The following is a 25264-nucleotide window of genomic DNA, read 5'->3' on the forward strand; positions in this document are numbered from 1 at the left end:
CTTTGCCCAACTAAGGAGCATTCAATGAAAAACCTTCTGCTAGCCGGTTTGGTACTATTACTGGGCGCCTGTGCTTCGCACCCGGATTTTGACTACGACAAATCGGTCGATTTCTCGCAATATAAAACCTTCGCATGGATCCCCAATGCCAGCCTCACCAAAGGCACTAATAATTATCAAATTAGTGAGCTAATGGAACGCCGCGTGCAACAAGCGGTCAATGATGAGCTTCGCGCCAAGGGCATGGAACTGGTATCCCTCCAACAAGCAGATGTGTTAATTAATTACCATGCATCCGTTGATACCAAGGTCGATGTCGATACGTTTTCTACAGGTTACGGCGCTCGCTGGGACTATTGGGGCATTGGTTACAATGTGCAAACCACCACGCGTGAGTATGAGGTAGGTACGTTAGTCATTGATGTCGTTGATAGGTCTTCAAACCAGTTAGTGTGGCGGGCAGCTAAAGAGGGACGCCTGAAAAAGAATCAAACCCCGATTGAGCGCACCGAAGTGGTACGTGAATCAGTGGCAGATATTCTCAGCAACTTCCCTCCTCAAGCTCAGTAAAGATCAAACAGAGGCGCTTTACGTGAGCGCCTCCAATTGGGTGATGCGCCACATTGCTTGGGCATCAGTGCGACCACACACATCCGTGGTGGCACTAAACTGACTGCATACAGCGGGCCGCGAAGGTTGGTTAAACAACTTACATAAGTTGTTAGTATCCAGTTGAACACAACGCTCTCCCGCTTTCTTGCCGTTCGGCATACCCGGAATGGCGCTGGAAATACTCGGTGCGATGCAGCAAGCGCCACACCCTAAACGGCAATCCATCTATCACTCACCTCTTCATGATACAAATTCGCAGTATACCATAGCCCGCTTCGAGCCATGACCCTGTCTATGCAGAGCACAACATAAATGATATGTTATAACAAACCACAAATGACGAGAGATGCTATGCAAGTAACACAGTCCCATGCCCCTGATGCGCCCCCCGTGCATCAGCCAAAAACAGCGAGAGCGTCAAGCAATGTTGATGTATTACCTTCAATTTACCAGCCAGCTCATAACATCGTCATTTGGAAACGCGCACTCGACTCAACGATACGCGGGCAAATCCAAACCCTTATTCAGGCGCAGCCAAATCTCGCATTGACTTCGACGGTGAGTGCAAAGTCAGTACTTCACACCTTGCAAAGTAACTTTGATAACCACCAAGATTATCAGGCCTTGTTCAGCGATATCTCTACATTAGTGGATATGTTCAGCTGTTTGCTTGACTGTGAACACGTTGGATTACGGCTCAAAGTGATCAGCCAAGCCATGTGCCCTCGGTTTCATGTTGACCGCGTGCCCGTGCGCTTAGTAACCACTTACCAAGGCCCGGGGTCGCAGTGGCTAGCCCACGCCGATGCAGACTACAGCAAGCTTGGCAGCGGCAATCAAGGGCTCAGTGACGAAAAATCAGGGCTGTATCGCCATGCTGAGTATATTCATCAATTACAAGCAGGTGATGTGGCACTGCTCAAAGGACAACTTTGGCCTGACGGTGAGCACAGCGCATTGGTGCATCGCTCTCCCCCACAACATGATCAGCAACCGAGGCTATTACTGACTCTCGATGGCATTTTTTAGCCCTGTATAGCTGCATTTAATAACCCCCACACCGACTAACCAAATGAGGAAAAAATGGGCCATTTACCTGATATTACTGCAGTGCAACCAGCAGATACCGCTTTAACGCTGAAATGGGTCGGGATGGAGCACATTGCCCTACCCATACACGTTCCAATTTCCAGCTCGCAGATACAGCAAACTCATGCACAAGCGGATGTTTTTGTCAGCCTAGATAGTAAGCAGGCAAAAGGGATTCATATGTCACGGCTTTATCAAATACTGAACCAGCATTTGAGCAACAAAGCGATGACGCCCCATCGCTTAGAGCATCTGCTTCGCGAGCTTATCAGTTCGCAGCAAGGGCTAAGCCACAGTGCCAAACTGCAGCTGAGTTTTGACCTTATACTCGAGAAAAAAGCCTTAATCAGCGATAAGAGCGGGTACCAAGGCTACCCGGTGACGCTACATTGTGAATATCAGCAAGGCCAGTTTACTATTGAGCTCGGCTTGTCTATTCCTTACTCCAGCACCTGCCCTTGCTCCGCTGCATTATCGCGCCAAGCTCTGAGCGACGTTATTGCCTGCAAGTTTACAGACGATACCATCGACAAGAACACATTGCTCAACTGGCTAAGTAGCGAGCAAGGCTCTATCGCCACGCCGCACAGTCAGCGCTCATTCGCCTATATTCACATGCAGATGCAAGGTCATACCTTGGGCTATATCAGTGATCTTATCACCGAGTTCGAGGCCGTCATTGCCACCGCCGTGCAAACCGCAGTGAAAAGAGAGGACGAGCAAGCCTTTGCCAAACTCAATGCCGAAAACCTGCTGTTTTGTGAAGACGCCGCCCGGCGTATAAAACAGGCATTGCAGCACAAACCCAGGCTACTCGGTTATTGGTTTAAGGTTGAACACCAAGAAAGTCTGCATGCCCATAACGCAGTCGTCGTTGACTATAAACGGATGTCAACGCTGGAATAAATAGCGTTGCATTGAAGTTGTCGCCTATCATTTGCGCGCTGCTGACACATAATTCATGGTTTGTTACATCTTCCACATACCTGTAAACATCATTCACGATAGTATTAAGCTGTCATCGAAATATACGGGAGCAACACTGTGGCTAGTAAAAAACAAATATTTTTGCCGCTAGGAGTATTGGCAGGCGCCATTGGGGTGTTTGTCGCCCTCAGCGCCATGAAGTCGCCGCCACCACAAAAAGCACAACAGGATATCGCCCCACTGGTTGAGGTAACACCAGTGGAATTAACGGACGTAACATTAAAAGTGCATTCGTATGGCGAAGTTATGGCGCAAGAGCAAACGGAGCTTGTGGCGCAAGTAAGCGGTCAGGTAGTCTCTGTTTCTGAGCAATTTGTAAAAGGTGGCTTTGTTGCCAAAGGCGATGAACTGCTACGTATTGACCCGAATGATTATGAAGCGGCGCTCATTGAGGCGCAGGCAGGTCTAGCTCAAGCTCAATCAGCACTAGAAATTGAACAAGCACAGGCACATGTGGCTAAAGCTGAATGGCAGCGTATTAAAGACAATGCCAATGAGGTGATCCCCTCAGAGCTGTATTTACGCAAACCGCAACTGGCAGAAAAGCTCGCCAACTTTAGAGCTGCACAAGCGCAAGTGAAACGCGCCAAACGCAATTTAGAGCGCACCTCGATTCGTGCCCCCTTTGATGCCTTAGTAACAGCAAAAAATATTAGTTTAGGTAGTGTTGTCAGCCCAGGTAGTAAACTGGGTCAAGTCGATGCCACCGACATTGCTAAAGTGCGTTTACCGGTTGCCAATCACGATATGCAGTATCTTGTCGACGGCGGCGTCGGCGCGAAAGTCAGTTTACAAAGCGATATCGCCGGCAAAGCGGTGACTTGGCAAGGCACCATAGTGCGTAATGAAGGCGTGGTTGATAAACGTTCACGCATGACCTATCTGGTCGCCTATGTAAACACTCCTTACCAACACAGCGTACCGCTGCGTTTTGGTGCCTACACCAATGCGACTATTACCGGCAAACAACTGCGAAATGCGGCAATAATCCCCAGCCACTTAATCAAAGAAAATCGCGTCGCACTGTTGAATAACGACAATACCCTGGAGTTCAGTGCCCTTAATGTTATTCGCGAGCAAGACGGTATGGCCTATGTTGACACCGGTTTGACGACCGGAGAGCAACTCATTACCTCAGCGCTTGAATACCCTACTGAGGGCATGGCGCTACGCTTAAATGATGAGCCAACCCAGAAGCCACACACGCAATTGGCACTGAAAGAGGACTAAGTGATGACGCAGCAAAGAGAAAAAGGCTTAATCGCTTGGTTTGCGCGTAATCCGGTGGCAGCCAACTTATTGATGGTATTCATCATTGTTGGCGGTATCCTTAGCGCCCTATCTATTCGCAAACAAATGTTCCCACAGTTTGAGAATAACTGGTTAAGCATTCAGGCGGTTTATCCCGGTGCGGCCCCTCAAGAGGTTGAAGAAGGGATCACCATCAAGGTTGAGGAGTCTTTACAGGGATTGGAGGGGATCAAACGTTTGATCACCTACTCTAATCGTGGCTACTCACAAAGCTGGATTGAGGTCGAAGAGTCTTACGACCCGCAAGAAGTGCTCGATGAAGTAAAAATGCAGGTCGATGCAATTTCCAGTTTCCCTGCGGAGATGGAGCGCCCTAATATTCGCCGGCAAAAGTTTACTCAGGAAGTCATGATTTTGGCTCTCTACGGCGATATGAGTAATTATCAGCTTAAGGAGCTCGGGAATAAGCTGCATGATGAAATGCTCAGTCTGCCGCTAGTGAACTTAGTCGAATTTAACTCCGGCTTAGATTACGAGATAAGCATTGAAGTTAGTCCCGATAAGCTGCGCGAATATGGCCTTACCTTCCGCGATATCGCCACGGCGGTGCGTAACTTCTCGGCCAATATGTCTGCCGGACAAATCCGCTCCGATAACGGCTACATATCCATGCGCGTGGAAAAACAAGCCTATCGCGGTAATGAATTTGAGAAGCTGCCATTAATTACCCTTGAAGATGGCGCACAAGTCTTTTTGGGGGATGTGGCCACCATTCAAGACGGCTTTGAAGAAGGCCTACAATATTCGAAATACAATGGTAAAAACTCGCTGATGTTCGAGGTGGCAGCCTCCAAAGATCAAGACATCACCCGTGTTGCTGCGGTAATGGATGACTACCTCAAACGCAAAGAAACCGAATTACCCGCAGGTGTTAAATTAACGCCTATGGTCGATTTAACCTACTACCTCGAAGGTCGTCTCGATATGATGATCGAGAATATGATTTGGGGCGGTGTGTTAGTCATGCTGATGCTAGCCATGTTCCTACGCATTCGTTTGGCCTTTTGGGTGATGATGGGGTTACCGGTGTCCTTTCTCGGCGCTTTCCTGATGATGCCCGTGGGGCTAGACATCACCATTAACCTTGCCTCACTGTTCGCTTTTATTTTGGTTCTGGGGATCGTTGTAGACGATGCCATCGTGGTTGGCGAGTCGGCCCATGCGGAGATAGAAAAGCATGGCCAGAGTTTAGATAACGTCGTACGCGGCGTAAAACGCGTCGCCGTGCCCGCCACCTTTGGTGTGCTCACCACCGTGGCCGCTTTTTTACCGCAAACACTCGCTTCCGGCCCTGGCGCAGCATTCAGTAAGGCCATAGGCGGCGTTATTATCCTCTGCTTACTGTTCTCCTTGGTGGAATCAAAACTGATCCTTCCAGCACACTTGGCGGCGATGAAAAACCGCCCGGTTAACCCACGCAACCCGTTGCATCGTTTGCGCAGTCGCTTTGATGCGGGCTTAAAGTACGTGATTGAATCACTATACCGCCCTGCGGTTACCTGGTGTATTCACTACCGTTACACCGTCATTGTGGGCTTTTTGGGTATTTTAATTGTCAGTGCGGGGCTATTCGCCGGTGGACTCATTAAGTTTATCGCCAACCCAAAAATCCCGCATGATTTCCCTGGCATTAATATCGAAATGAATCTCGCCAGTTCAGAGAGTGCAACCTTGGCAACGGCTCGCAAAGTTGAGCAAGTGGTGCTCGATGTTGAAAAACAAATTGAACAGCAATACGGCCAGCCAATGATCCGCGATATTTCTGTCAACATGCAAGGGCGCACTAACGCTCGCTTGATGATGGTATTGGTAGAGCCGCATTTGCGTCCTATGGATACCTTTGCGCTCAGTGCTCTGTGGCGTGAAAATATGCCGCCACTGCCGGGACTGAAATCAATGACCATCGACGATAGCATCATGAATGGCGGCGGTCGTGATGATGGCGATATCAGCTTCCGTTTAGAGGGTCGAGATAACGAACAGTTGAAAGAAGTGGCCGCCAAACTCAAAGACAAACTTGCCACCATGGCCGGTGTAGGTGATATCAATGACTCCATGCAAAGTGCCACCGAAGAAGTACAGCTGGATTTAAAACCTATTGCCTACAGCTTAGGGCTGACCTTAGCCGATGTTGCATCGCAGGTGAACTTTAGCTTTTACGGTTTAGAGGCGCAGCGCATTCTTCGCGATGGCGAAGAGTTAAAAGTGATGATCCGCTACCCCATTGAACAGCGAAATTCCATCAGTGAAATTAATGATGTGCGCATTATCACGCCTGCTGGCGCAGAAGTGCCGCTGGCAGAAGTAGCTGAGGTGACGCTGGTCGACGGTGTTAACCGCATCCGTCGCGAAAATGCCAAACGCACGGTTAACGTGTGGGCTGCGGTAGACCCCAATCAAGCTGAACCTTTCACCATTGCCCGAGAGATCCGTGATGAGTATCTGCCAGCTTTATTGAAGAACTACCCCGGCGTACAAAGCAAGGTTGCTGGGCGCGTGCAAGAGGAAATGGAAAGCGTTGCCGAGCAAATCCGCGACTTAGTGCTATCGCTGATGATTATCTTTGCGTTATTGGCAATTCCTTTGCGCTCTTACACCCAGCCCTTGTTGATCATGTCGGTGATCCCCTTTGGCGTGGTCGGCGCGGTTTATGGCCATGTGTTTATGGGCATGACCATGAGTAGCCTGTCATTCTTTGGCATCATCGCCGTGGCCGGTGTGGTGGTTAACGACTCGCTGGTCATGGTGGACTTTGTCAATAAAGCGCGTGCCCAGGGTATCGCTATAAAAGATGCGGTGGTCGAAGCGGGCTGCAAGCGTTTTCGCGCTATTTTGCTCACCTCAATCACCACCTTTATCGGCCTTATCCCGATTATCACTGAAACCAGCTTGCAGGCACAGATTGTGATTCCTATGGCGGTTTCCTTGGCTTTCGGGGTGCTCTTTGCAACGGTGATCACCTTGGTACTCATTCCTTGCCAATATGTGGCACTGGAAGATGCCAAGCGTCTGATGCGCAAATGGTTCTCTCGCCCTGAGCCAAGCACCGAAGTAGGTGATAAACCAGCTGCACAACATAATTAAGCATTGTTACTAACCCAACCATAAAGCCCCGCATCGCGGGGCTTTTTTTGAGCTAGCCATTTACTTGAGAGGTTATAAGCTAATCGCTGCGGGCCAGTAATAACGGTTGTTACTTAAAGGCTGTTAAGAGCGAGAAGCAAACAGCTACTCTAAATCATTATTGGACAGAAACACGTTAGAGTATTTATTCGGTAACGCTCCAATAAGGGGCTGGTAATGCTTGGCTAAACTGTGTAGCGAAGCGAAACTGAGCCAAGCTTTAGCAGTCCCGCCCTTAATTGGCTTGTTATATTCAAAATTCATTGGGTTGAATAAATACAACACCTTCTTTTGTTATTTTCGTTTTTCCGTTCATGTCCTTATCCTGCCATGAACCATTGCCCATTTTTAAAGATGTAATTGCTTCAGAATGAACTGTCATTGTACTCATAGCGTACCCAGCTTGTTTTCTCATGGTTGCGTCAACGGCATCTATTGGCAAAACGGTCGGATATTTAAGTTGTTCAATTTCGACATTTTGTTCATTCGTTTTAACCTGCCAAAACTCTGATTCTGTAATCCAAAGTTGATAAGTGCTAGGGAACTTATTTCCAGCGGGAGTATTTATTGAAGCTATAGATAAAATTCCGCCACCTTCTGGCACTTCCATCTTTGCGCTAGAGTTTTTATATAGTTTGAAATCATTATTGGTTGTCATTTTGGGAGTAGATGATGACTCTTGCTCTATGACCTCGGCTGCTTTCGAATCATTAAATTCAGGAGTTTTGTTAGAGTTATTTATTACAGCAGGAAGGAGTACTTGTAGACCTAAATAGGCAATAAAAACAAAGGCTATCGCAAAACCGCTACCAAACACTAATCCACTCAAAAACTTATTGAACACTCCGATCCTTCCTTTGAATATAACGCCCGCCTAAGAGGCGGAAAATGCTTGGCTAAAATTAGCGAAGAATGAGCGCAAGCCAAGCATTTTGCGTCCATTTTTTTAAGGCGCTTGTTAGAAGCTGCCTCTTCGGTGCTCTTTTGAAGGATCATGAGGCTGGACATTACCACCTTGTGTGGCTTTATTTATGTAGCCCAAATCTGTTTCAATCTCTACTTGAACCAAGTAAGGTTTACCTAATGCTGAGCGCCAGTAGTGATACTTTTCTTGATACTCTTGATTAAAACTAAACTTCGCAGAAACTGACTTAACCCATTCCCTTGGAATCTGATGCGCAGCAAGCATTCGATTCACCTCAGACTTCATCGATTGGCACATATCAACCAATACAGGTGAGACAATATCGCTTTTACAATCTATTAAGTTTAGAGTGAGCGAATCAACGCCATGCTCTTGTGCAAGTAGAAATAACTGACCCACGGCCCAATAGCCGAGATAGTCATTATTTCGACCACTCAATAATTCAGAGAGATTGTTCACAATCCCTTTTAGTTCTCTACGACGAGGCATAAATTCTCATAGGCTTCTAACGCTTGCCTAACCGGCGTAAAATAGCAGGCTAAAATTAGCGACGGAGGAGCGCAAGCCTGCTGTTTGCGTCCCTTGGTTTAGGTACTTGTTAGACTTAGAGTTCTACTTAACCTCGAATTTCTGTGCGGAGGTCCAAAGCCCGTGCTTCATTGGGCTTTTATCTTCACCGACCGTTAAAATCTCATTTTTATAAGTGATATTTCCTGAGTATCTGTCACCTAATCCAATGTGACCTATTGAATGTAAGAGCACTCTTTCTCTTTTAGTAAAACCTTGAGAGTAACCATCTAAGGCATTGTCTGCTCGCAAAGATAAAAGCATCAAAGTTTTGAAGACACCTGAACCACCACCATGATCTATACATAGAATTATATGTACTCCGGAAGGCGAAGTTCCTATGTACTGATAAAAAAAAGAACCTTCACCTTTTTCTCTGATGTAACCGACTAATTCTTTTCCATCCACTTTCCTGTGCTCTATATCAACAAAAAACCTATTACTTTTATTTGCTGCTACTAAGTCAATTGAGGACGTTGTTGCTGAGGAGTCACTAATCCAACCTAGAAGCTCTTCAATAATCCTAGGGTTTATGTATTCCTCTCTGACAAAAGAGAAATTTAAATGCTTCCAGTATTGGCCAATATTATCGCTCGTATCACCAACCTTATAAATAATTTGCTTAGGTGGCTCCATATTTTTATTAACGTAAGGCGCTCCGAGAACACCTACTATGGCTCCTGCAATTATACAGATACCATTAATGAGTGAACTTTGATTACCATCTTTTTTATACCATTTCTGAGTCAAGATTGAACCTTATGTTTAAAGAAGCCTAACGCCCAATTAAGGGGTGAACAACGCCTCCACCCAAACCTAAAGCATTGTGCCATAAACACTAAAACTGAAGTAGAAGCAAAAGTGCCAAGCGTTGTGAATCCCTCTTAAATTGTTTGTTATGTGATTGTCTGAATATATACAAAAAACCCACTAGGCAAACCTAGTGGGTTGAATTGGTGAGGCGGTGGGGGATCTCACCCCTAGCAATAATATAAGATTCAAAAACCAAGATTCTATCTACAAACACAAAAATACCAAGTAAGTATCGATTTACGGGAAACCGCCTCCAAGAAACCCCGCACACGCTCTCATCAGACTATTTAGTGACATAACTTCCATCCCTAGTAATGTGGTTAAAAATAAGCAAACCGACATAAAGTGAACTGCTATTGAGACTAAAATATCAGAATTTGAAAGATAAATATTAGTGCCAGAAACTTTAACTACTCAAAATATACAACACACCAATTATAAATTCAATCACATAACGCCTTACTAATGGGCGCATAAATGCTTGGCTAAAATTAGCGACGAAGGAGCGCAAGCCAAGCATTTATGCGTCCTTTTAAGTAACTTGTTAAGTGGCCGATTTCCACACGGCTACAATGTTTTCATATTTTTCGTCGACGAGTTCATCATCGTCTGGACACGCAAACAAAACAACTTGAAGCGCGTTATAAGATTTAGGAAACGCTGAAAGTTTTTCCATTATATCGAGTGCTTCGGAGTCTGTTATCTCAGTTTTGTTGATGTAAGAAAGTGAAGCTGCTTCAACGATGTCCTGCACTGGGCTGGCAAACGATTGCTTCCAATATTTATACATTTCTAAATGTTTTGCTTGTTCCAGCTTCTCCGAAGCAGGAACTCTGCAAATTTCATGAAGCACGAGAAAAGGCGCGTCCTCACCTATTTCAATTGATTGATCAATGATTCGCTTCCACTCGCATTCTTGATGATAAGGAAACCTGCAATCAATGCTGTAATAAAATTCTTCGTAGGTCATTTAAACGCCGTACTTTCCTTGGCTACTTAACGCCCTAATAATGGGCTAAAAATAGTTTGCTAAAATTTGAGGAACGAAAACAGCAAACTGTTTTTAGTCCTTATTTATTAGCTTGTTAGGTACACTTTGCACCCAGTTACGTTTTATAAACTTTACCCCAGTTATTACTACTAAAGCTATGATGCCGCCGTAGTAAAATGACTGGGAAGGTATCTGATATAGGACATCTAAAAGTTGCCCACCAAACCTGATGTGCTCCGCACTACCTATGTACGCAAAAAGCGAGAAAGCAGGGATATAGTGATATTTACTTTTAGGGCCTGCAAAGTATGAAACTAAGACAAACATACATCCAGCGAATATCTCTGGCCATTGGCTACACACGTAAGAATTATTATCAGGGAAACAGGCATCAAAAGCAGGACTAGGAAACCAAAAAATAACGAAAATAGCTAAAGCGAGAGCTAGAATACTTTTTCCAATATTTAAGAATACGCCTGAACTAACCATGTGTACCTAACGCCTTACTAATGGGCGCATAAATGCTTGGCTAAAATTAACGACGAAGGAGCATAAGCCAAGCGTTTTGCGTCCTTTTGAGTAACTTGTTATAAGCCATTAATTCAATCTAAAGACTCAGAAACAGCTACTTCTGCCTCTATGATAGCTCGATGTGCCTTTAAGCCAACATTACTAGAATAAAAGTCTGCTGCAATCTTTAACTCTTCGGCTGTTAATAACGAGAGAAGCTTTGTTCTAAATACAACTTTAGCTGCATTTACATTGATAGGATCAGTCATTATTTTCGAAGGCATAGACTCGATAAAAATTCTTTTTTGATTTTCAGGTAAATCACTCAACGTTTCTGAAAACAATTTTTCAGGACTGATATTTATTTCACCACCAAATGAACTTAAGATTTCTTCCATTCCAAGCGCGACATAGAGTCGTTCGAATTCTTCGTTTGCATCAAGCTTAGGGGGAGTCGAAGAGCATGCGAATAGCGAAAGAGACATTAGCAGTAAAAGAGTTTTTTTCATCATCATCCTTAATTTAGTGCCAAACTAGAGTGGCTTATAACGCTTCAAACACCGGCGCAGCTTTGCTGCGTCCGAGTGATTTGACTTGTTAGTTTTTGTTTAAACACAAAAGAACTTTTCATCCTCATCAAGAGATAAGATTACATTTTTCGATATCTTCTTGTAAGTTTCTTCTGATATTTTATCTGATAGCATTGACAGAATCTGTTGACCCGGAAGCCTCTTTGCTTCTTTGAAAATATCTTCAATCTGTTTTTTGTCAATATCCTCAATACTGTCATGAAATATAAAATTTGGTCGATTTAACTTTAACTCATTAATGGCATGTATATATGCAAAATCAAAAGCAATGACTTCAGCTTTCTTCTTCCCACCTTCAGGATTAGTTGCTGAGTTATTGAGCTCTATTGAACAAATACCGCTATCCTTATTGAATTCTAAGTCTATGCTGTATTGTTCATCGTGAAGACTTTTGGTAAGAGACCCTAAATGTGTATTGAACTTTTTCTCAAACTCATAAACATTGTCAATCTCTTTGGAAATAGCCTCAAGGATTTTTTGTAATTGAGCTTCAGCTTCAGTTTGATCTAGTTTTGCCTTGGACTGCTGCTCCATTAGACCTTCTAACTTTCCAAGCTCAACTTTAAGCTCACCAAGGCGTTTCAGGTTTTTAGTCACATTATCTAAGCTTTCCTTGGACCTCATATCAGAAAAAACTTGTAACTTATCTTTCCGTATTGAACTGAGTTCTGCTTGAAGACCTTCAGATTCCTCATTCAATTTAGGCAAGTCAATCGTAAGAAAGTCCCTCTTTTTTTCAACGAGATTTCTATGGAACAAAATAACGTCTTCAAGTTCTTTTAAGGCTCCATCAATTGCTACACCAGAGAAACTATATATTGCTTTAAGTTCGTTGATTAAATAACCATCTTTGTCTTTGGATAATAGCTCTATAGTATGATTGATATTGTCTACTTTTCGCTGTATTGATAGAAGCTCCTCGGTATACCTGTCTTCTTTTACTTGCAGATCTGAAAGCCTTTCTATTGGATTCGAATATTCTGACGAATATTCGAATGTTAAAAGGTTGCTCTCTAGCTCTTTAGCATCTGCCTTATATTTCTTGATCTCACTTTTTGGCTTTTGCTCTTTCACTAGAGCATTGATTGAAGTTGAATTCCTTTTTCGTCTATTAACCAGATTCGTTGCATCTCTTTTCTCTGTAAGTAGAGACGTATTGTTGAAACCGAAAAGGTATAAAAAAAGTTCACTGTAATCTTTTGGACCTTGTCGTTTATCAAGAAACTTGGTCGTACTCAACATTCTATGACTATCATTTCTAATAAATTTAGGCGCTACAGCTCGAACAGAAGGCCTTCTAGTAGATATATTAAAGATTTTATCCTGAATAAATGACTCATATTCCTTTTCATCAACAATTTCACCATTTACCCAAAATTTTGATTCAGATTCTCCATCAATACATAGATTTCGAGAAATTTGATTTATTTTGTTTGAGAAGTCAAAGAAACTGAGAGAAGCAGTTACAACGTTGTTCTTAAAAAGCGTTTCTATCTCAAGGTTTGGCTTTTTGAACTCTTCATCGATGTAAATATTGTCTATACTTCCTAGCATTAAAAAATCAACCACTCTTGATAATGTTGATTTTCCGACACTGTTTCCTGTGCGGCCAGAATTAGGCTTGTTTGTGATAAGGTTAAGGCCTGTCTCGAATTTAACTAATCTTTTTATTTCGCTATTTATCTTTATTTCAAGGCTAACAAGCTTCATTTATAAAAACCTCTGTTCCATTAATCCCAATAGCCTTAATTGCATACAACCAATCTAATGACAATATAATGTGATCAATCGATACTTTAAATTCTGAAGAACAGTCAGTGAGTATCACATCCAAGGACGAATTTTCCTCTGCCAATCTCTTTAGAATTTTTGCCCCGATACTTACAACATTTATTTCTGGGTCACAACCATTTCTAGGAATCATAAGTTGGATTTTCCATAATTATGCACTCAATAAAAGCATGAGCGACGACGACATTAACGCCCAATTCAATATGCTCTTTGTAATCTGGAGTGTTTTTTGATTCAAATACGGTATTTTTTAATCTTTGGATAATAAAATCCAAAATGAACTCTGAATTTTCTCTGATTTTAGCTATGTCTATATCACAATTTAGATAGTCTATTTCAACAGCGTCTAAAGCAAGATAATATAAATCGTTTAAATTTTGCAGAATTGTATCTTTTCCAAAAGTTATCAGTGAATCTATCTCAGAATAGGCTTCTTCTACTTTTGAGGAGTGATCTAGATATTGCTTTATGATATGACTTTTAGCTTTAAGATTATTGTGTTCAATCTTCACAACAGTTTCAGAGGACGGGCGTCTTCTGCTTCTCTTAAACGTAAACGGCTTATTAGCTAATGATTTTAGCAATTCATTTATAGCCGAGCTGATCTCATATTCGGGTGAATCCCCGATTATGATATTTCCAGCATTACGTTCAACTTGAACTGTTTTATTTACAGGGGGGTTACCCTCTTCATTTCCTATGGTCAAGATTTAGTCCTTACATGTCAATTTTCATGCCGCCAGAGTTGTTCTTTGTATATACATTCTTCTGGCCGTTTTGCATAACACTATCCTGACTATTATCTACTGTTGAATTCTTTGTTATTTCACCAATTTTTATTTTCAACTGTTTATTTTTCTTTGATGTAATCACAGCAAACAATGTACTTCCTACAGTACAAAGCCAAGCCAGCGTGACCCCAATGTCTGATTTTACAAATTCAATGAAAGTATCCATTTCTATCCTTGTTGATAAATGATGATGTTGATGAGAAAACTAACGCTTTGCTAAGGGGCAATTAACAGTGGGATATACTTGCGCGAAGCGCCAAGCCAACTGTTAATTGTCCCAGTGAGTGTACGAACGAACTTTAGCAACTTGTTATATTTCATAGCATTGCCTTTAATATTGTTGCTATTGCAGCTTTTTGCTGCGGATCAGTTGCCTCTTCGAATATTTTTACTAAATAAGGGGCCACATGCTTTTTTTCTTCATTGGACATTACAAATGAATCGTCAAACCAAATTTGATTATCGCTATCAAGCATAAGCGTAAAAGCATCATTATCACTCTTTACGATCAGTCCAATTACTTCGGCCTCTACAAAGGTTCCCTCATAGATTAAGTTGCTTTTTATAGCTGAAACTCTTGGGTTCATCTCACTCTTAGCCATCGTGGGGCTAACAAAAAACAATGAAATTACTAGAATCCAAATCTTCGACGTCACCGACACACCTTGATTGAAATATAACAGCTTATTAGTGAGACCTTGCAAGGTATGCTACCTTGTAAGGTAGGAGATTACCTATGTATAGACAAACTAATAAAGCTTCAAAAAATTATCGTAAATCATACACTAATCGAAAATTTGCTATAGAACAAGAAAGCTTTGTAGAGCCACAAAACATTCCTGAACTAAGAAGAATAATCGAAATCACCGATTACGATAGTGGTGAACCCATTACTCATAAACTTGAACTGTATAAAACTGATCGGATCGATTGTTATAAAGTTTTAGTCGACGGAAAGCTTTGGAATAAGCGTATTGGTTGGAGCAACATCTTGGCAGGAATTAGAAAAGCCCTCCCTAGATTAGCTAGGGAGTGAGTGTCCGTACTTCGCCCAAAGCCACCATCAGAGCATTCACGTTAACTCGTTTTGGAGCAAAAACGAGTTATGTATAAAGGTGCGCTTCTTACACTAAGCTGACCATCCAGCCAGCCTATTTCCATTGTATTAGTGCAACATTAAATTACCGATAGAAAGTTTAATCCTTGTGCGACAACAGTGAATACAGCGCATCGATACGTTTATTAATGCGCTTGTGTTGACTGTGCATGTCAAAGCCCTGAGCGAATATCAAAATCACCAGCACATAGAGTACTGGTTCGCTCAGCACCTCTGGGTACATGGCTTGTAATATCAGTACCACCAGCAAATTGCTAAGCAAACGCGCCACCCAGCTTTTCCATGTTGGCCGCAAATTATTAAACGTGGCTAAGTGTTGTTGTTGACGGCGTTGCTCCTCTAAACACCACTGCGCCATCGCTTTGTCCTTGTGCATTTATTAGCTCCTTAAAAATTATATATCAGCCTTTGTATATCGCGCTGTTAGCGATAGTACTGCACCAGGCTAAGTTCACCCTGTTTAAATTCACATTCAGTATCGGCACCATTAATCATGACCCAGTTGGGCGCAACATGACCAATATCAGCATCGATAACAACCGGACACGCCACCCCTTGGAGGGCGTAATCGAGGGCATCATAGTAGCTAAAATCTCCCTGCCCTAGGCACAATGAGCGCCCGAGAATAATGCCACTGAGATTCTCTAAGCCTCCAGTGGCGCGTACCGCCAATAAGCCCCGAGCAAATTGTGCCGGGCTCAGCTCAGCATTTTCCAAATACAAAATCACACCTTGATTGTGATGTGCTCGCCACTGCTTTAGGTCTAACAGCGAACTACATAACAAAGGAAACAATGTATCGGCGCAGCCACCGATTAAACGTCCAGCAAACTGCGCTGAGTGCGCCCCTGATAACATGCGCGTGTGAGTTGGCATATCTCCCTTAAAAACGGCTTTGGGATGCGTGCGGTAGTTGGGGTGTGTCGCCTGATAATATTGGCTACTGCGTTGTTGCAATTGCTGGCCTAAGCTCAAGTTCAGCGCAGTAAATACTTGCTCAACCTGAGCACTGCAGTCATTGATGCCTAATTGCATTAAATTAGCGCAGTGCATGGTTGCCCAATGGCAGCGATAGCTTAATACGGCACTAATGGTGCTGATATCAGAGAACCCTGTTAACCACTTAGGTGCGGCATTGGCTAAGGCATCAAAATCCAAGTGGGGCAATAAATCTAAAGCGAAATCCCCACCCCAAGGCGGCATAATTGCAGCCACCGTCTCATCCAATAGCAGTGCCATCAGCTCATTGGCGCGCGCTTCAGGAGAGGCGCTCACTAACCCTTGTTTTCGTAGCGAGTCACCCTCTCGTACTTGAAAGCCGCGTTGCTTCAGGCTCTCCAGTACATAATCCAAACGTGGCCAAAAAGGCGCATCGACCCCCGAGGAGATCGCGGGAACGGCGATAGTATCACCGGGTTTTAACGGTGCAGGATAACGCATGGGAGCTTCCTTGTTGAGTCATTTGCGCAGGCTATGATGCGCAATACACGGTTTCCCTGCGCAAGTGCATCACTGCCATAAAAAAGCCCGCGTCAAGGCGCGGGCTTTTTAGAATGAATACGCTCGTTTAGAGGTATTCAACTTCGATAATTTCGTATTCCACCGCACCATTAGGTGTTTCAATGTTCACGCTGTCGTCGAGCTGTTTGCCGACAAGACCGCGAGCAATGGGTGAATTAACCGAAATCAGGTTATTTTTAATATCCGCTTCGTCGTCACCAACAATGCGATAACGTACTTCTTCGTCGGTATCCACATTTAATATGGTGACCGTGGTGCCGAAAATCACTTTGCCGTTGTTCGGCATTTTAGTGACGTCGATAATTTGCGCATTCGACAGTTTCGCTTCAATTTCTTGAATACGACCTTCACAGAACCCCTGTTGCTCACGGGCAGCGTGATACTCAGCGTTCTCTTTCAAATCTCCGTGTTCACGCGCTTCGGCGATATCAGCGATGATCTTTGGACGCGTTACTGTCTTTAATTCGTTTAACTCTTCACGCAATAGCTCTGCACCGCGTGCGGTCATTGGAATTTTTTGCATAGTTTTCCCACTTACGGTAGGCCGCAGCAACACTGCGGCCAAGCGCTTAGTTTACTCGTTGGTGTAACTCTTGAACTGACGCTACGTGGCCACGATCGTCTGCTGAGTTAGCCGTACAGTTGGCAAACGCAGCATTCAAGGTGGTGGTGTAGTTTGTCTTGTGCATCAAGGCGCCACGACGTAACACTTTGGAATCCTCAATCGCTTGGCGACCTTCGGTGGTGTTTACGATGTAGCTGTACTCGCCGTTTTTAATGCGGTCAAGGATATGAGGACGGCCCTCAAATACCTTGTTTACACGGCGAACTGCGATGCCCGCATCTTCAAGCGCTTGCGCTGTCCCTGAGGTTGCGTCTAGTTCAAAGCCTAGTTCAGTCATGGTTTTAGCAAGCTCGATAGCTCGCGCTTTGTCACCATTACGTACTGATAGTAACGCGCGACCACCGCGTGGTAAAGCATTACCTGCTCCAAGCTGCGCTTTTGCGAAGGCTTCGGCGAAAGTATCACCAACACCCATCACTTCACCGGTAGAACGCATCTCTGGGCCACGAATTGGGTCAACACCTTGGAATTTAGCAAAGGGTAACACCACCTCTTTAACACTATAATAAGGTGGAATGGTTTCTTTGCTGATGCCTTGGCTCGCTAGGCTTTGACCAGCCATACAACGCGCCGCTACCTTAGCTAGTGGCACGCCCGTCGCCTTTGATACGAACGGAATTGTACGCGCGGCACGAGGGTTCACTTCAATCAGGTACACTTCACCGTCTTTAACCGCGAACTGAGTATTCATAAGACCAATTACGCCCAGCTCAAGCGCCATGTTGCGCACTTGCTCACGCATAACATCTTGAATGTCTTGGCTCAGTGTATGGGCAGGTAGAGAACATGCCGAGTCACCAGAGTGTACCCCTGCTTGCTCGATGTGCTCCATAATACCGCCGATAATAACGGTTTCACCATCACACACTGCGTCTACGTCAACCTCAATGGCATCATCAAGGAAGTGGTCCAAAAGCACTGGGGCTTCATTAGACACCGATACCGCTTCATTCATGTAGCGGCGTAGGTCGTCTTCATCATAAACGATTTCCATCGCTCGGCCACCCAGTACATAAGAGGGACGAACCACCAGCGGGAAGCCAATTTCTTTTGATTTGGCAATCGCCTCTTCTTGCGACGTGACGGTGGCATTTTCAGGTTGCAGCAGGTTCAAACGCTCAACCATTTGCTGGAAACGCTCACGGTCTTCTGCACGGTCAATGGCATCCGGTGAGGTACCAATTATTGGTACACCGTTCGCTTCTAAAGCACGCGCCAATTTCAACGGTGTTTGCCCACCGTATTGCACGATAACGCCTTTTGGCTTTTCAACTCGAGCAATTTCCAGAACATCTTCAAGGGTGATTGGCTCGAAGTATAGGCGATCTGAGGTATCGTAGTCTGTTGACACTGTCTCAGGGTTACAGTTCACCATGATGGTCTCATAACCGTCTTCGCGCATCGCCAGTGCTGCGTGCACACAGCAGTAGTCGAATTCGATACCTTGACCAATACGGTTTGGACCGCCACCGATAACCATGATTTTGTCTTTGTCTGAAGGCGCCGCTTCACACTCTTCATCATAGCTTGAGTACATGTAGGCAGTGTCTGAGCTAAACTCAGCTGCACAAGTATCCACGCGCTTGTATACGGGCAGAATATTCAGCTGCTGACGCTTTTTACGGATTTCTTTTTCCGACACACCGGCAAGTTCAGCAATACGCGCATCGGCAAAGCCTTTACGTTTTAAAGCGCGTAGGAAGTCGCCAGTAAGGCCAGCTAGGCCGCCTTCTTTGACTTTTTCTTCGTCTTTGATGATGTCTTCAATTTGCACCAGATACCAGCGGTCAATCTTGGTTAAATTAAATACATCTTCCACGCTCATACCATGGCGCATCGCATCGGCGATGTACCAGATACGCTCAGCGCCCGGCTCACGTAGCTCGCGAGTGATTTTCTCAATCGCGCCTTTTTCACCAATAGGCAATACCGGGTTAAAGCCGGTCGCGCCTACTTCTAATCCACGTAGTGCCTTGTGCAGTGACTCTTGCTGATTACGACCAATAGCCATTACCTCACCCACTGACTTCATCTGTGTGGTTAGGCGGTCATTAGAGCCGGCAAACTTTTCAAAGTTAAAGCGTGGAATTTTCGTAACAACGTAGTCAATAGACGGCTCGAATGACGCCGGAGTTTTGCCACCGGTGATATCATTTTGCAGCTCGTCCAGGGTATAACCCACAGCCAGTTTGGCAGCGATTTTTGCAATCGGGAAACCAGTCGCTTTTGAAGCCAATGCCGATGAGCGTGACACGCGAGGGTTCATTTCAATAATGACCACGCGGCCGTTATCTGGATTAACGCCAAATTGTACGTTAGAGCCACCGGTTTCTACGCCGATTTCACGCAGTACCGCCATCGAGGCGTTACGCATGATTTGGTATTCTTTGTCGGTCAGTGTTTGTGCCGGCGCTACAGTGATTGAGTCACCGGTGTGTACGCCCATAGGGTCGAAGTTTTCAATTGAGCAGACAATGATGCAGTTATCATTTTTGTCCCGCACGACTTCCATTTCGTACTCTTTCCAGCCCAGTAAGCTTTCGTCAATCAACAGCTCATTGGTCGGCGATAGGTCAAGACCTCGCGTACAGATTTCGTCGAACTCTTCCATGTTGTAAGCCACACCGCCGCCGGTGCCGCCCATGGTAAATGAGGGGCGAATAATACATGGAAAACCAATGCGCGAAAGCACATCGTGGGCTTCATCCATAGAGCGCGCAATTTCTGCACGCGGACACTCAAGGCCAATATTTTTCATCGCGGCGTCAAAGCGTTCGCGGTTTTCCGCTTTATCAATGGCATCCGCCGTGGCACCGATAAGCTCAACGTCATATTTGGCAAGCACGCCGTGCTTATCCAGCTCGAGTGCACAGTTCAATGCGGTTTGTCCGCCCATGGTTGGCAGCACCGCATCGGGCTTCTCTTTGGCGATGATTTTCTCTACTACTTCCCAGTGAATAGGCTCGATGTAGGTGGCATCGGCCATTTCTGGGTCGGTCATAATCGTAGCAGGGTTAGAGTTAACAAGGATTACCCGGTAACCCTCCTCTTTAAGCGCTTTACAGGCTTGAGCACCCGAGTAGTCAAATTCGCAAGCTTGACCGATAACGATCGGGCCTGCGCCTAAGATAAGAATGCTTTTTATGTCAGTACGTTTTGGCATTATTACTCCGGTCTTAAATTAGTTAGATTGCGCTTGCATCAGTTCGATAAAGTGATCGAACAACGGGGCTGCGTCATGGGGGCCTGGGCTGGCTTCTGGGTGGCCTTGGAAACTAAACGCAGGCTTATCGGTGCGGTGGATACCTTGTAAGGTGCCATCAAACAACGATTTATGTGTCGCTCTAAGGTTCTCTGGCAAGCTTGCTTCATCCGCCGCGAAGCCATGGTTTTGCGCAGTGATCATCACTACACCACGGTCAAGGTCTTTTACCGGGTGGTTACCACCGTGGTGGCCAAATTTCATTTTTGCAGTGCTTGCACCTGAAGCCAGTGCTAATAGTTGGTGACCAAGGCAAATGCCGAAAATAGGGATGTTTTTATCTAGGAAGGTTTTAATGGCGTCAATGGCGTAAGTACAAGGTTCTGGATCGCCGGGGCCGTTAGAGAGGAAAATGCCATCGGGATTAAGCTTTAACACCTCTTCTGCCGAGGTTTGTGCCGGCACCACCGTGAGCTTACAGCCTCTATCCACCAACATCCTGAGAATGTTGCGCTTAACGCCAAAGTCGTAGGCAACCACATGAAACTTTTCATCCTCAGCGCTTAGGGTTTTAAAGCCCTCGCCCAGTGTCCAGCTCGTTTCGCGCCACTCAAATGGCTCGCTGGTACAGACTTCTTTGGCTAAATCCATGCCTTTCAACCCAGGGAAGGCTTGCGCCGCTTCCAGGGCTTTATTCTCATCAACCTCATCGCCCGCGATGATACACCCGTTTTGCGCCCCTTTATCGCGAAGGATACGAGTCAACTTACGGGTATCGATATCGGCGATGCCTAAAATGTTACGTTCTTTTAGGTAATCGTCGAGCGATTGTTGGTTGCGGAAATTACTCGCTAGCAGTGGCAAATCGCGGATAACTAGGCCTTTAGCCCAGATACGTGCCGCTTCTTCGTCTTCGCTGTTAGTACCCGTGTTCCCGATATGCGGGTAAGTCAGGGTAACGATTTGTTCGGCATATGACGGATCAGTCAAGATTTCTTGGTAACCAGTCATCGACGTGTTGAATACTACTTCACCCACTGACATGCCGTCAGCGCCGATCGCAGTACCGCGAAACACTGTGCCGTCTTCTAGGACTAACAGAGCGGATTTAGTCAAGTTAACCTCCTAACAGTAAAAAACGGGAGTAAAAATGACCGATTTACTACCCGTTTGCAGCGCTTGGTTATACGCATTATGAAATTTTGGCAAATTGACGATATTCTACACGAGAGTCGGAGAAAGATCTAATTAAAAGTTTGTAAATATAAAAAACAGCACCTATTCAATGAAAAGCTCCCGAAACTCGTAAAAACACCCTTAAAGTTCTATAGTTCGAGCACATCTTGCATAGTATAAAAGCCAGGTTGCTTATTTTGCACCCACTTCGCAGCCCTCACTGCTCCTTGCGCGAACGTCATTCTTGAGCTTGCTTTGTGTGTTAATTCAAGCCTTTCACCCATTAATGCAAAGTAAGCCGTATGTTCACCAACTATATCGCCACCTCGTAGCACCGAATAGCCAATTTCCTTTTGAGATTTGGCCTGCTCACTTTGTGAGCGGTCATACACAGCGACGTCATCGTGTTGCCATTGTTTGGCTTCGGCAATGGCTTCACCAAGGGCTAATGCGGTCCCTGATGGCGCATCAATCTTATGGCGGTGGTGAGCTTCGAAAACCTCTATGTCGGCGTCATCACCCATTTTCTGCGCTGCCGTTTGCACCAAATTAAGTAATAAATTAATACCGACGCTAAAGTTACGGGCAAAAACAATGGGGATATGCTCGCTGGCATCATACAAACGCTGCATTTGTTGCTCATCAAGCCCGGTGGTACCAATCACCATCGGTGTGCCTTTAGCAACGGCGATATCAAGGTGGGCCAGCATGCCAGCAGGAAGGGTGAAATCAATCAGCACGTCACACTGACTTTGCTCATCGAAGGCGCTAAAAGCTAAGCCCTCAGCGTGTTCACTTAGGTCTTTAACTATATTGTTGACGTTGACACCGAGCAGTTGCGAGTGCGCGCGTACATAAGCGCCTGCGAGCTGCGTGTCACCATCATTATTGGTTGCAGCTAATAACACTTGCCCCATTCGGCCATTGGCACCGAGTACCCCTACACGAGCAGACATATATTTTCCTTCAATCAATGAAATACTGATAGCCTCTATGCTAACGCAGATGCACAGGGTGCGCGAGTGAGAAAGATTCAAAACAATGCCCTGCAGTCATGTCGTGTGCGACTTCAATTTAGGCCCAAGGTAAGCCCGCTAATTATGGCTAAGCGCTCGATAATGTTAATTTTTTGTGTTACTACTGAGTAAAATAACAACAACCACAATGAACGCCGTAGACTTTAGCCGTCCATACGTATAAACTGCCCAAAATTACGCGCCGATTTGGTCTTTGGCTTGCGGGCGCACGCAGGGTTTGATGGACAAATCATGCGAAAGAAATACAGCTAAAAGAAGAACTTTTGGCTGTTGGCGATCATTTTTTGAGGTATTCATGCAGCCTACTTACAACGCAACAACGGCAAAACTGTCGTTGCTTCCACTGCTTATTTTTGTCGCGCTATTTTTGGGCACTGGATTGTATTTGCAATCGCAAGGTGTCGATTATGCGTTTTACCAACTCCCTGCCCCAGTCGCGATTCTACCAGCCATCGTTATCGCCTTTTTGATAACAAAACAAAGTATTAATGCCTCGGTAGAAACCTTTATTCGTGGTGCTGGGCATAGCAACATCATCACCATGTGTTTGATTTATCTATTGGCTGGCGCATTTTCCGCTGTTGCTGGAGCCACTGGCGGCGTTGATGCTGTGGTCAATGCCGGCCTGTCTTTTATTCCTGCAAGTATGCTATTACCTGGGCTGTTCCTAATAGCCGCGATAGTATCGACGGCCATGGGCACGTCTATGGGCACCATTGGCGCCATCGGCCCAATCGCCCTTGCCGTCTCGACGAAAACAGGCATCGACCCTGCACTTATGGCGGGTACTATCGTCTCTGGAGCCATGTTTGGCGATAACTTATCGATCATATCTGATACCACCATTGCGGCTACACGCACCCAAGGCTGCGAGATGAAAGACAAATTCCGTGAGAATTTAAAAATCGCCCTGCCTGCCGCCATTTTAACAATTACATTATTGATCATGCTCACACCACCACCACAACAGGTAGAAGTAGCGGAGTTTGATTGGCTCTTAGTGTTGCCGTATTTCTTTATTCTTGTGCTTGCGGTGATGGGACTGAATGTCTTTGTAGTGCTCTTTAGCGGCATTATCTTCGCGGCAATAATGGGCTTTACAGGCGACTACCAAGGCGGTGCTTTTGTAAAAGACGTTTATCAGGGTTTCAGTGACATGCAAGAGATTTTCTTGTTATCCATGTTCATCGGTGGCCTGTCGGAGTTTATTCGCCGAGGTGGGGGGCTGGATTACCTTGCCAATAAAATTCAAGCGTTGACCAAAATCATTGCCCGTTTCAATCGCAAGGTGGCTGACCAAATTGGTATTGCGCTGCTAGTGATGACATCGAATTTGTGTATTGCCAATAACACGGTCTCCATTATTGTCGCAGGCCCGGTGGCTAAGAAGCTCGCAGACGATGGCGACATTGCAGCAAAACGCTCGGCCAGTTTACTGGATATTTTTGCCTGTGTACTACAAGGCTCATTGCCATACGGCGCCCAAGCTCTGCTACTAGGTGCAACGTTTAGCATTAGTCCATGGCAGGTATCAACCTCGGCTTATTACTGCTTCATCTTGGCTGTTACGGCAATTATTACCATCATACTGCGGCGCCATCGCGGTTAAATCAACGCCATGCAGATGGTGGTTGTTCGCCATCATCTGCTATAATTGCGTTGACTTTCCTTTTAGAAACATCTTGTTATGAAAATCAATACACGTAACCTTGTCGCCTGTGCATTGACAGGCTGTAGCTTGCTGAGCATGCCAGCGTTCGCGGCCAATTGGAGTCAGACTCAACTGCACGTGAATTATGGCGACTTTAAAAACCCCTTCTCGGGCCAAAAAGCAGATACCAGCGTCGTGTCTTTGCAACACGCGTCGGCTTACGATTACGGCGATAACTTCTTTTTTATCGATGTTATTCATGATGATCTTGATGATGGCTACCAAGACAGTGATTTCTACGGTGAGTGGTACTCCAATTTCAGCCTATCAAAAATCTCTGGCGAAAATATCAGTGCCGGCCCTCTCAAGGATGTCGGTTTTGTAATGGGCTTTAATGCCGCAGGCGATGCCAAGGTACTGAAATACCTACCCGGCGTGAAACTCGACTGGCAGGTAGATGGCTTTGACTTTTTCTCTACCTTAGTCACAGCTTATATTGATGATAGCGATGGTATTAGTGCCGGCGGCGCGCCAACCGAAAGCGACAGTTGGATGCTGGATATTGCCTGGGGCGCACCTTTTAGCCTCGGCGAGCAAAAGTTCTACTTTACCGGCCACGTTGAGTACATTGATGGCCGTACTAATGAGTTTGGCGAAAAAGTACAAAACTGGGTATTAGCACAACCGATCCTGCAGTGGGATTTGGGCCACGCGCTTAACGCCAAAGAACGCACCTTGATGCTAGGTATCGAATGGCAATATTGGCACAATAAACTGGGCACCAATACCTCTGAGTCGGTTCCGCAAATTCACTTGGCTTGGACCTTTTGATCAG

Annotated in this window: 26 protein-coding genes; 8 read left to right on the forward strand and 18 right to left on the reverse strand. The window is 45.2% G+C overall.

The features are described 5' to 3' along the window. Positions 1–24: 24 nt before the first annotated feature. Positions 25–570 carry a DUF4136 domain-containing protein gene (locus FIU82_RS09645; RefSeq protein WP_152440956.1) on the forward strand — a complete coding sequence of 182 codons (546 nt, stop codon included), beginning with the start codon at positions 25–27 and terminating at the stop codon, positions 568–570. An 18-nt stretch (positions 571–588) separates the two neighbouring features. On the opposite strand, the gene FIU82_RS09650 is transcribed toward FIU82_RS09645, so the two are convergent. Continuing rightward, positions 589–837 carry a YkgJ family cysteine cluster protein gene (locus tag FIU82_RS09650; RefSeq protein ID WP_022946194.1) on the reverse strand — a complete coding sequence of 83 codons (249 nt, stop codon included), beginning with the start codon at positions 835–837 and terminating at the stop codon, positions 589–591. Positions 838–963: 126 nt separating this feature from the next. On the opposite strand from FIU82_RS09650, the gene FIU82_RS09655 reads away from it, so the two are divergent. The 4 genes from FIU82_RS09655 (at position 964) to FIU82_RS09670 (ending at position 7083) form a co-directional block, all read left to right on the forward strand. Then, positions 964–1641 carry a DUF1826 domain-containing protein gene (locus tag FIU82_RS09655; protein WP_172972726.1) on the forward strand — a complete coding sequence of 226 codons (678 nt, stop codon included), beginning with the start codon at positions 964–966 and terminating at the stop codon, positions 1639–1641. A 54-nt stretch (positions 1642–1695) separates the two neighbouring features. Further along, positions 1696–2607 carry a GTP cyclohydrolase FolE2 gene (gene folE2, locus FIU82_RS09660; protein WP_138548997.1) on the forward strand — a complete coding sequence of 304 codons (912 nt, stop codon included), beginning with the start codon at positions 1696–1698 and terminating at the stop codon, positions 2605–2607. Positions 2608–2745: 138 nt separating this feature from the next. Continuing rightward, positions 2746–3918 carry an efflux RND transporter periplasmic adaptor subunit gene (locus FIU82_RS09665; RefSeq protein WP_138509079.1) on the forward strand — a complete coding sequence of 391 codons (1173 nt, stop codon included), beginning with the start codon at positions 2746–2748 and terminating at the stop codon, positions 3916–3918. 3 nt (positions 3919–3921) lie between these two features. Beyond that, positions 3922–7083, forward strand: coding sequence for an efflux RND transporter permease subunit (locus FIU82_RS09670; RefSeq protein ID WP_152440958.1), 3162 nt, complete (start codon positions 3922–3924; stop codon positions 7081–7083). Between the two features lie 292 nt (positions 7084–7375). Here the strand turns inward: FIU82_RS09670 and FIU82_RS09675 are convergent, their stop codons facing one another. From FIU82_RS09675 to FIU82_RS09725, 11 genes are all read right to left on the reverse strand, one after another. Beyond that, positions 7376–7966 (reverse strand): hypothetical protein, encoded by a 591-nt coding sequence (locus FIU82_RS09675; RefSeq protein ID WP_152440959.1) that lies wholly within the window; start codon positions 7964–7966, stop codon positions 7376–7378. Positions 7967–8080: 114 nt separating this feature from the next. Beyond that, positions 8081–8536: a hypothetical protein gene (locus tag FIU82_RS09680; RefSeq protein WP_152440960.1), complete on the reverse strand. Its 456-nt coding sequence runs from the start codon at positions 8534–8536 to the stop codon at positions 8081–8083. A gap of 123 nt (positions 8537–8659) precedes the next feature. Further along, positions 8660–9364: a hypothetical protein gene (locus FIU82_RS09685; protein ID WP_152440961.1), complete on the reverse strand. Its 705-nt coding sequence runs from the start codon at positions 9362–9364 to the stop codon at positions 8660–8662. 607 nt (positions 9365–9971) lie between these two features. After that, a complete protein-coding gene (locus FIU82_RS09690) occupies positions 9972–10397 on the reverse strand; it encodes a hypothetical protein (RefSeq protein WP_152440962.1) in 426 nt (141 codons plus the stop codon). A gap of 93 nt (positions 10398–10490) precedes the next feature. Then, positions 10491–10907 (reverse strand): hypothetical protein, encoded by a 417-nt coding sequence (locus FIU82_RS09695; RefSeq protein WP_152440963.1) that lies wholly within the window; start codon positions 10905–10907, stop codon positions 10491–10493. 113 nt (positions 10908–11020) lie between these two features. Beyond that, entirely contained in the window at positions 11021–11437 is a 417-nt protein-coding gene (locus tag FIU82_RS09700) for a hypothetical protein (RefSeq protein ID WP_152440964.1), read from the reverse strand. A gap of 99 nt (positions 11438–11536) precedes the next feature. Beyond that, complete coding sequence (locus FIU82_RS09705) at positions 11537–13228, reverse strand: DUF2326 domain-containing protein (protein WP_152440965.1); 1692 nt, start codon at positions 13226–13228, stop codon at positions 11537–11539. Then, entirely contained in the window at positions 13215–13442 is a 228-nt protein-coding gene (locus FIU82_RS18825) for an ABC-three component system middle component 6 (RefSeq protein ID WP_152440966.1), read from the reverse strand. Before FIU82_RS18825 ends, FIU82_RS09705 begins: the two co-directional genes overlap by 14 nt. After that, positions 13432–14016 carry an ABC-three component system protein gene (locus tag FIU82_RS09715; protein WP_152440967.1) on the reverse strand — a complete coding sequence of 195 codons (585 nt, stop codon included), beginning with the start codon at positions 14014–14016 and terminating at the stop codon, positions 13432–13434. Before FIU82_RS09715 ends, FIU82_RS18825 begins: the two co-directional genes overlap by 11 nt. A gap of 10 nt (positions 14017–14026) precedes the next feature. Next, a complete protein-coding gene (locus tag FIU82_RS09720) occupies positions 14027–14266 on the reverse strand; it encodes a hypothetical protein (protein ID WP_096013089.1) in 240 nt (79 codons plus the stop codon). A 151-nt stretch (positions 14267–14417) separates the two neighbouring features. Continuing rightward, positions 14418–14756, reverse strand: coding sequence for a hypothetical protein (locus FIU82_RS09725; protein WP_138542739.1), 339 nt, complete (start codon positions 14754–14756; stop codon positions 14418–14420). A gap of 80 nt (positions 14757–14836) precedes the next feature. Here FIU82_RS09725 and FIU82_RS09730 point away from each other — a divergent pair, with 80 nt between their 5' ends. After that, the gene (locus FIU82_RS09730; RefSeq protein WP_152440968.1) at positions 14837–15136 is read left to right on the forward strand and encodes a hypothetical protein; all 300 of its coding nucleotides are present in this window, start codon (positions 14837–14839) and stop codon (positions 15134–15136) included. Positions 15137–15296: 160 nt separating this feature from the next. Here the strand turns inward: FIU82_RS09730 and FIU82_RS09735 are convergent, their stop codons facing one another. The 6 genes from FIU82_RS09735 to dapB all read right to left on the reverse strand — a co-directional run bounded on the left by FIU82_RS09735 (position 15297) and on the right by dapB (position 22697). Beyond that, positions 15297–15593: a hypothetical protein gene (locus tag FIU82_RS09735; RefSeq protein ID WP_152440969.1), complete on the reverse strand. Its 297-nt coding sequence runs from the start codon at positions 15591–15593 to the stop codon at positions 15297–15299. 47 nt (positions 15594–15640) lie between these two features. Continuing rightward, the gene (locus tag FIU82_RS09740) at positions 15641–16657 is read right to left on the reverse strand and encodes a S66 peptidase family protein (protein WP_152440970.1); all 1017 of its coding nucleotides are present in this window, start codon (positions 16655–16657) and stop codon (positions 15641–15643) included. Positions 16658–16784: 127 nt separating this feature from the next. Then, the gene (gene greA, locus FIU82_RS09745; protein WP_022946185.1) at positions 16785–17261 is read right to left on the reverse strand and encodes a transcription elongation factor GreA; all 477 of its coding nucleotides are present in this window, start codon (positions 17259–17261) and stop codon (positions 16785–16787) included. Between the two features lie 46 nt (positions 17262–17307). After that, on the reverse strand, positions 17308–20526 hold the full coding sequence (carB, locus tag FIU82_RS09750) for a carbamoyl-phosphate synthase large subunit (protein WP_022946184.1): 3219 nt from the start codon (positions 20524–20526) through the stop codon (positions 17308–17310). 18 nt (positions 20527–20544) lie between these two features. After that, positions 20545–21681, reverse strand: a complete 1137-nt coding sequence (gene carA / locus FIU82_RS09755) for a glutamine-hydrolyzing carbamoyl-phosphate synthase small subunit (RefSeq protein ID WP_022946183.1) — start codon at positions 21679–21681, stop codon at positions 20545–20547. 209 nt (positions 21682–21890) lie between these two features. Then, the gene (gene dapB / locus FIU82_RS09760; protein WP_152440971.1) at positions 21891–22697 is read right to left on the reverse strand and encodes a 4-hydroxy-tetrahydrodipicolinate reductase; all 807 of its coding nucleotides are present in this window, start codon (positions 22695–22697) and stop codon (positions 21891–21893) included. Between the two features lie 376 nt (positions 22698–23073). On the opposite strand from dapB, the gene FIU82_RS09765 reads away from it, so the two are divergent. Together FIU82_RS09765 and FIU82_RS09770 are read left to right on the forward strand one after the other, a co-directional pair. After that, complete coding sequence (locus FIU82_RS09765; RefSeq protein WP_152440972.1) at positions 23074–24387, forward strand: Na+/H+ antiporter NhaC family protein; 1314 nt, start codon at positions 23074–23076, stop codon at positions 24385–24387. 78 nt (positions 24388–24465) lie between these two features. After that, entirely contained in the window at positions 24466–25260 is a 795-nt protein-coding gene (locus FIU82_RS09770; RefSeq protein ID WP_022946180.1) for a nucleoside-binding outer membrane protein, read from the forward strand. The last annotated feature ends 4 nt before the right edge of the window (positions 25261–25264 follow it).

The organism is Pseudoalteromonas sp. THAF3 (assembly GCF_009363775.1).
Taxonomy (GTDB): domain Bacteria; phylum Pseudomonadota; class Gammaproteobacteria; order Enterobacterales; family Alteromonadaceae; genus Pseudoalteromonas; species Pseudoalteromonas ruthenica.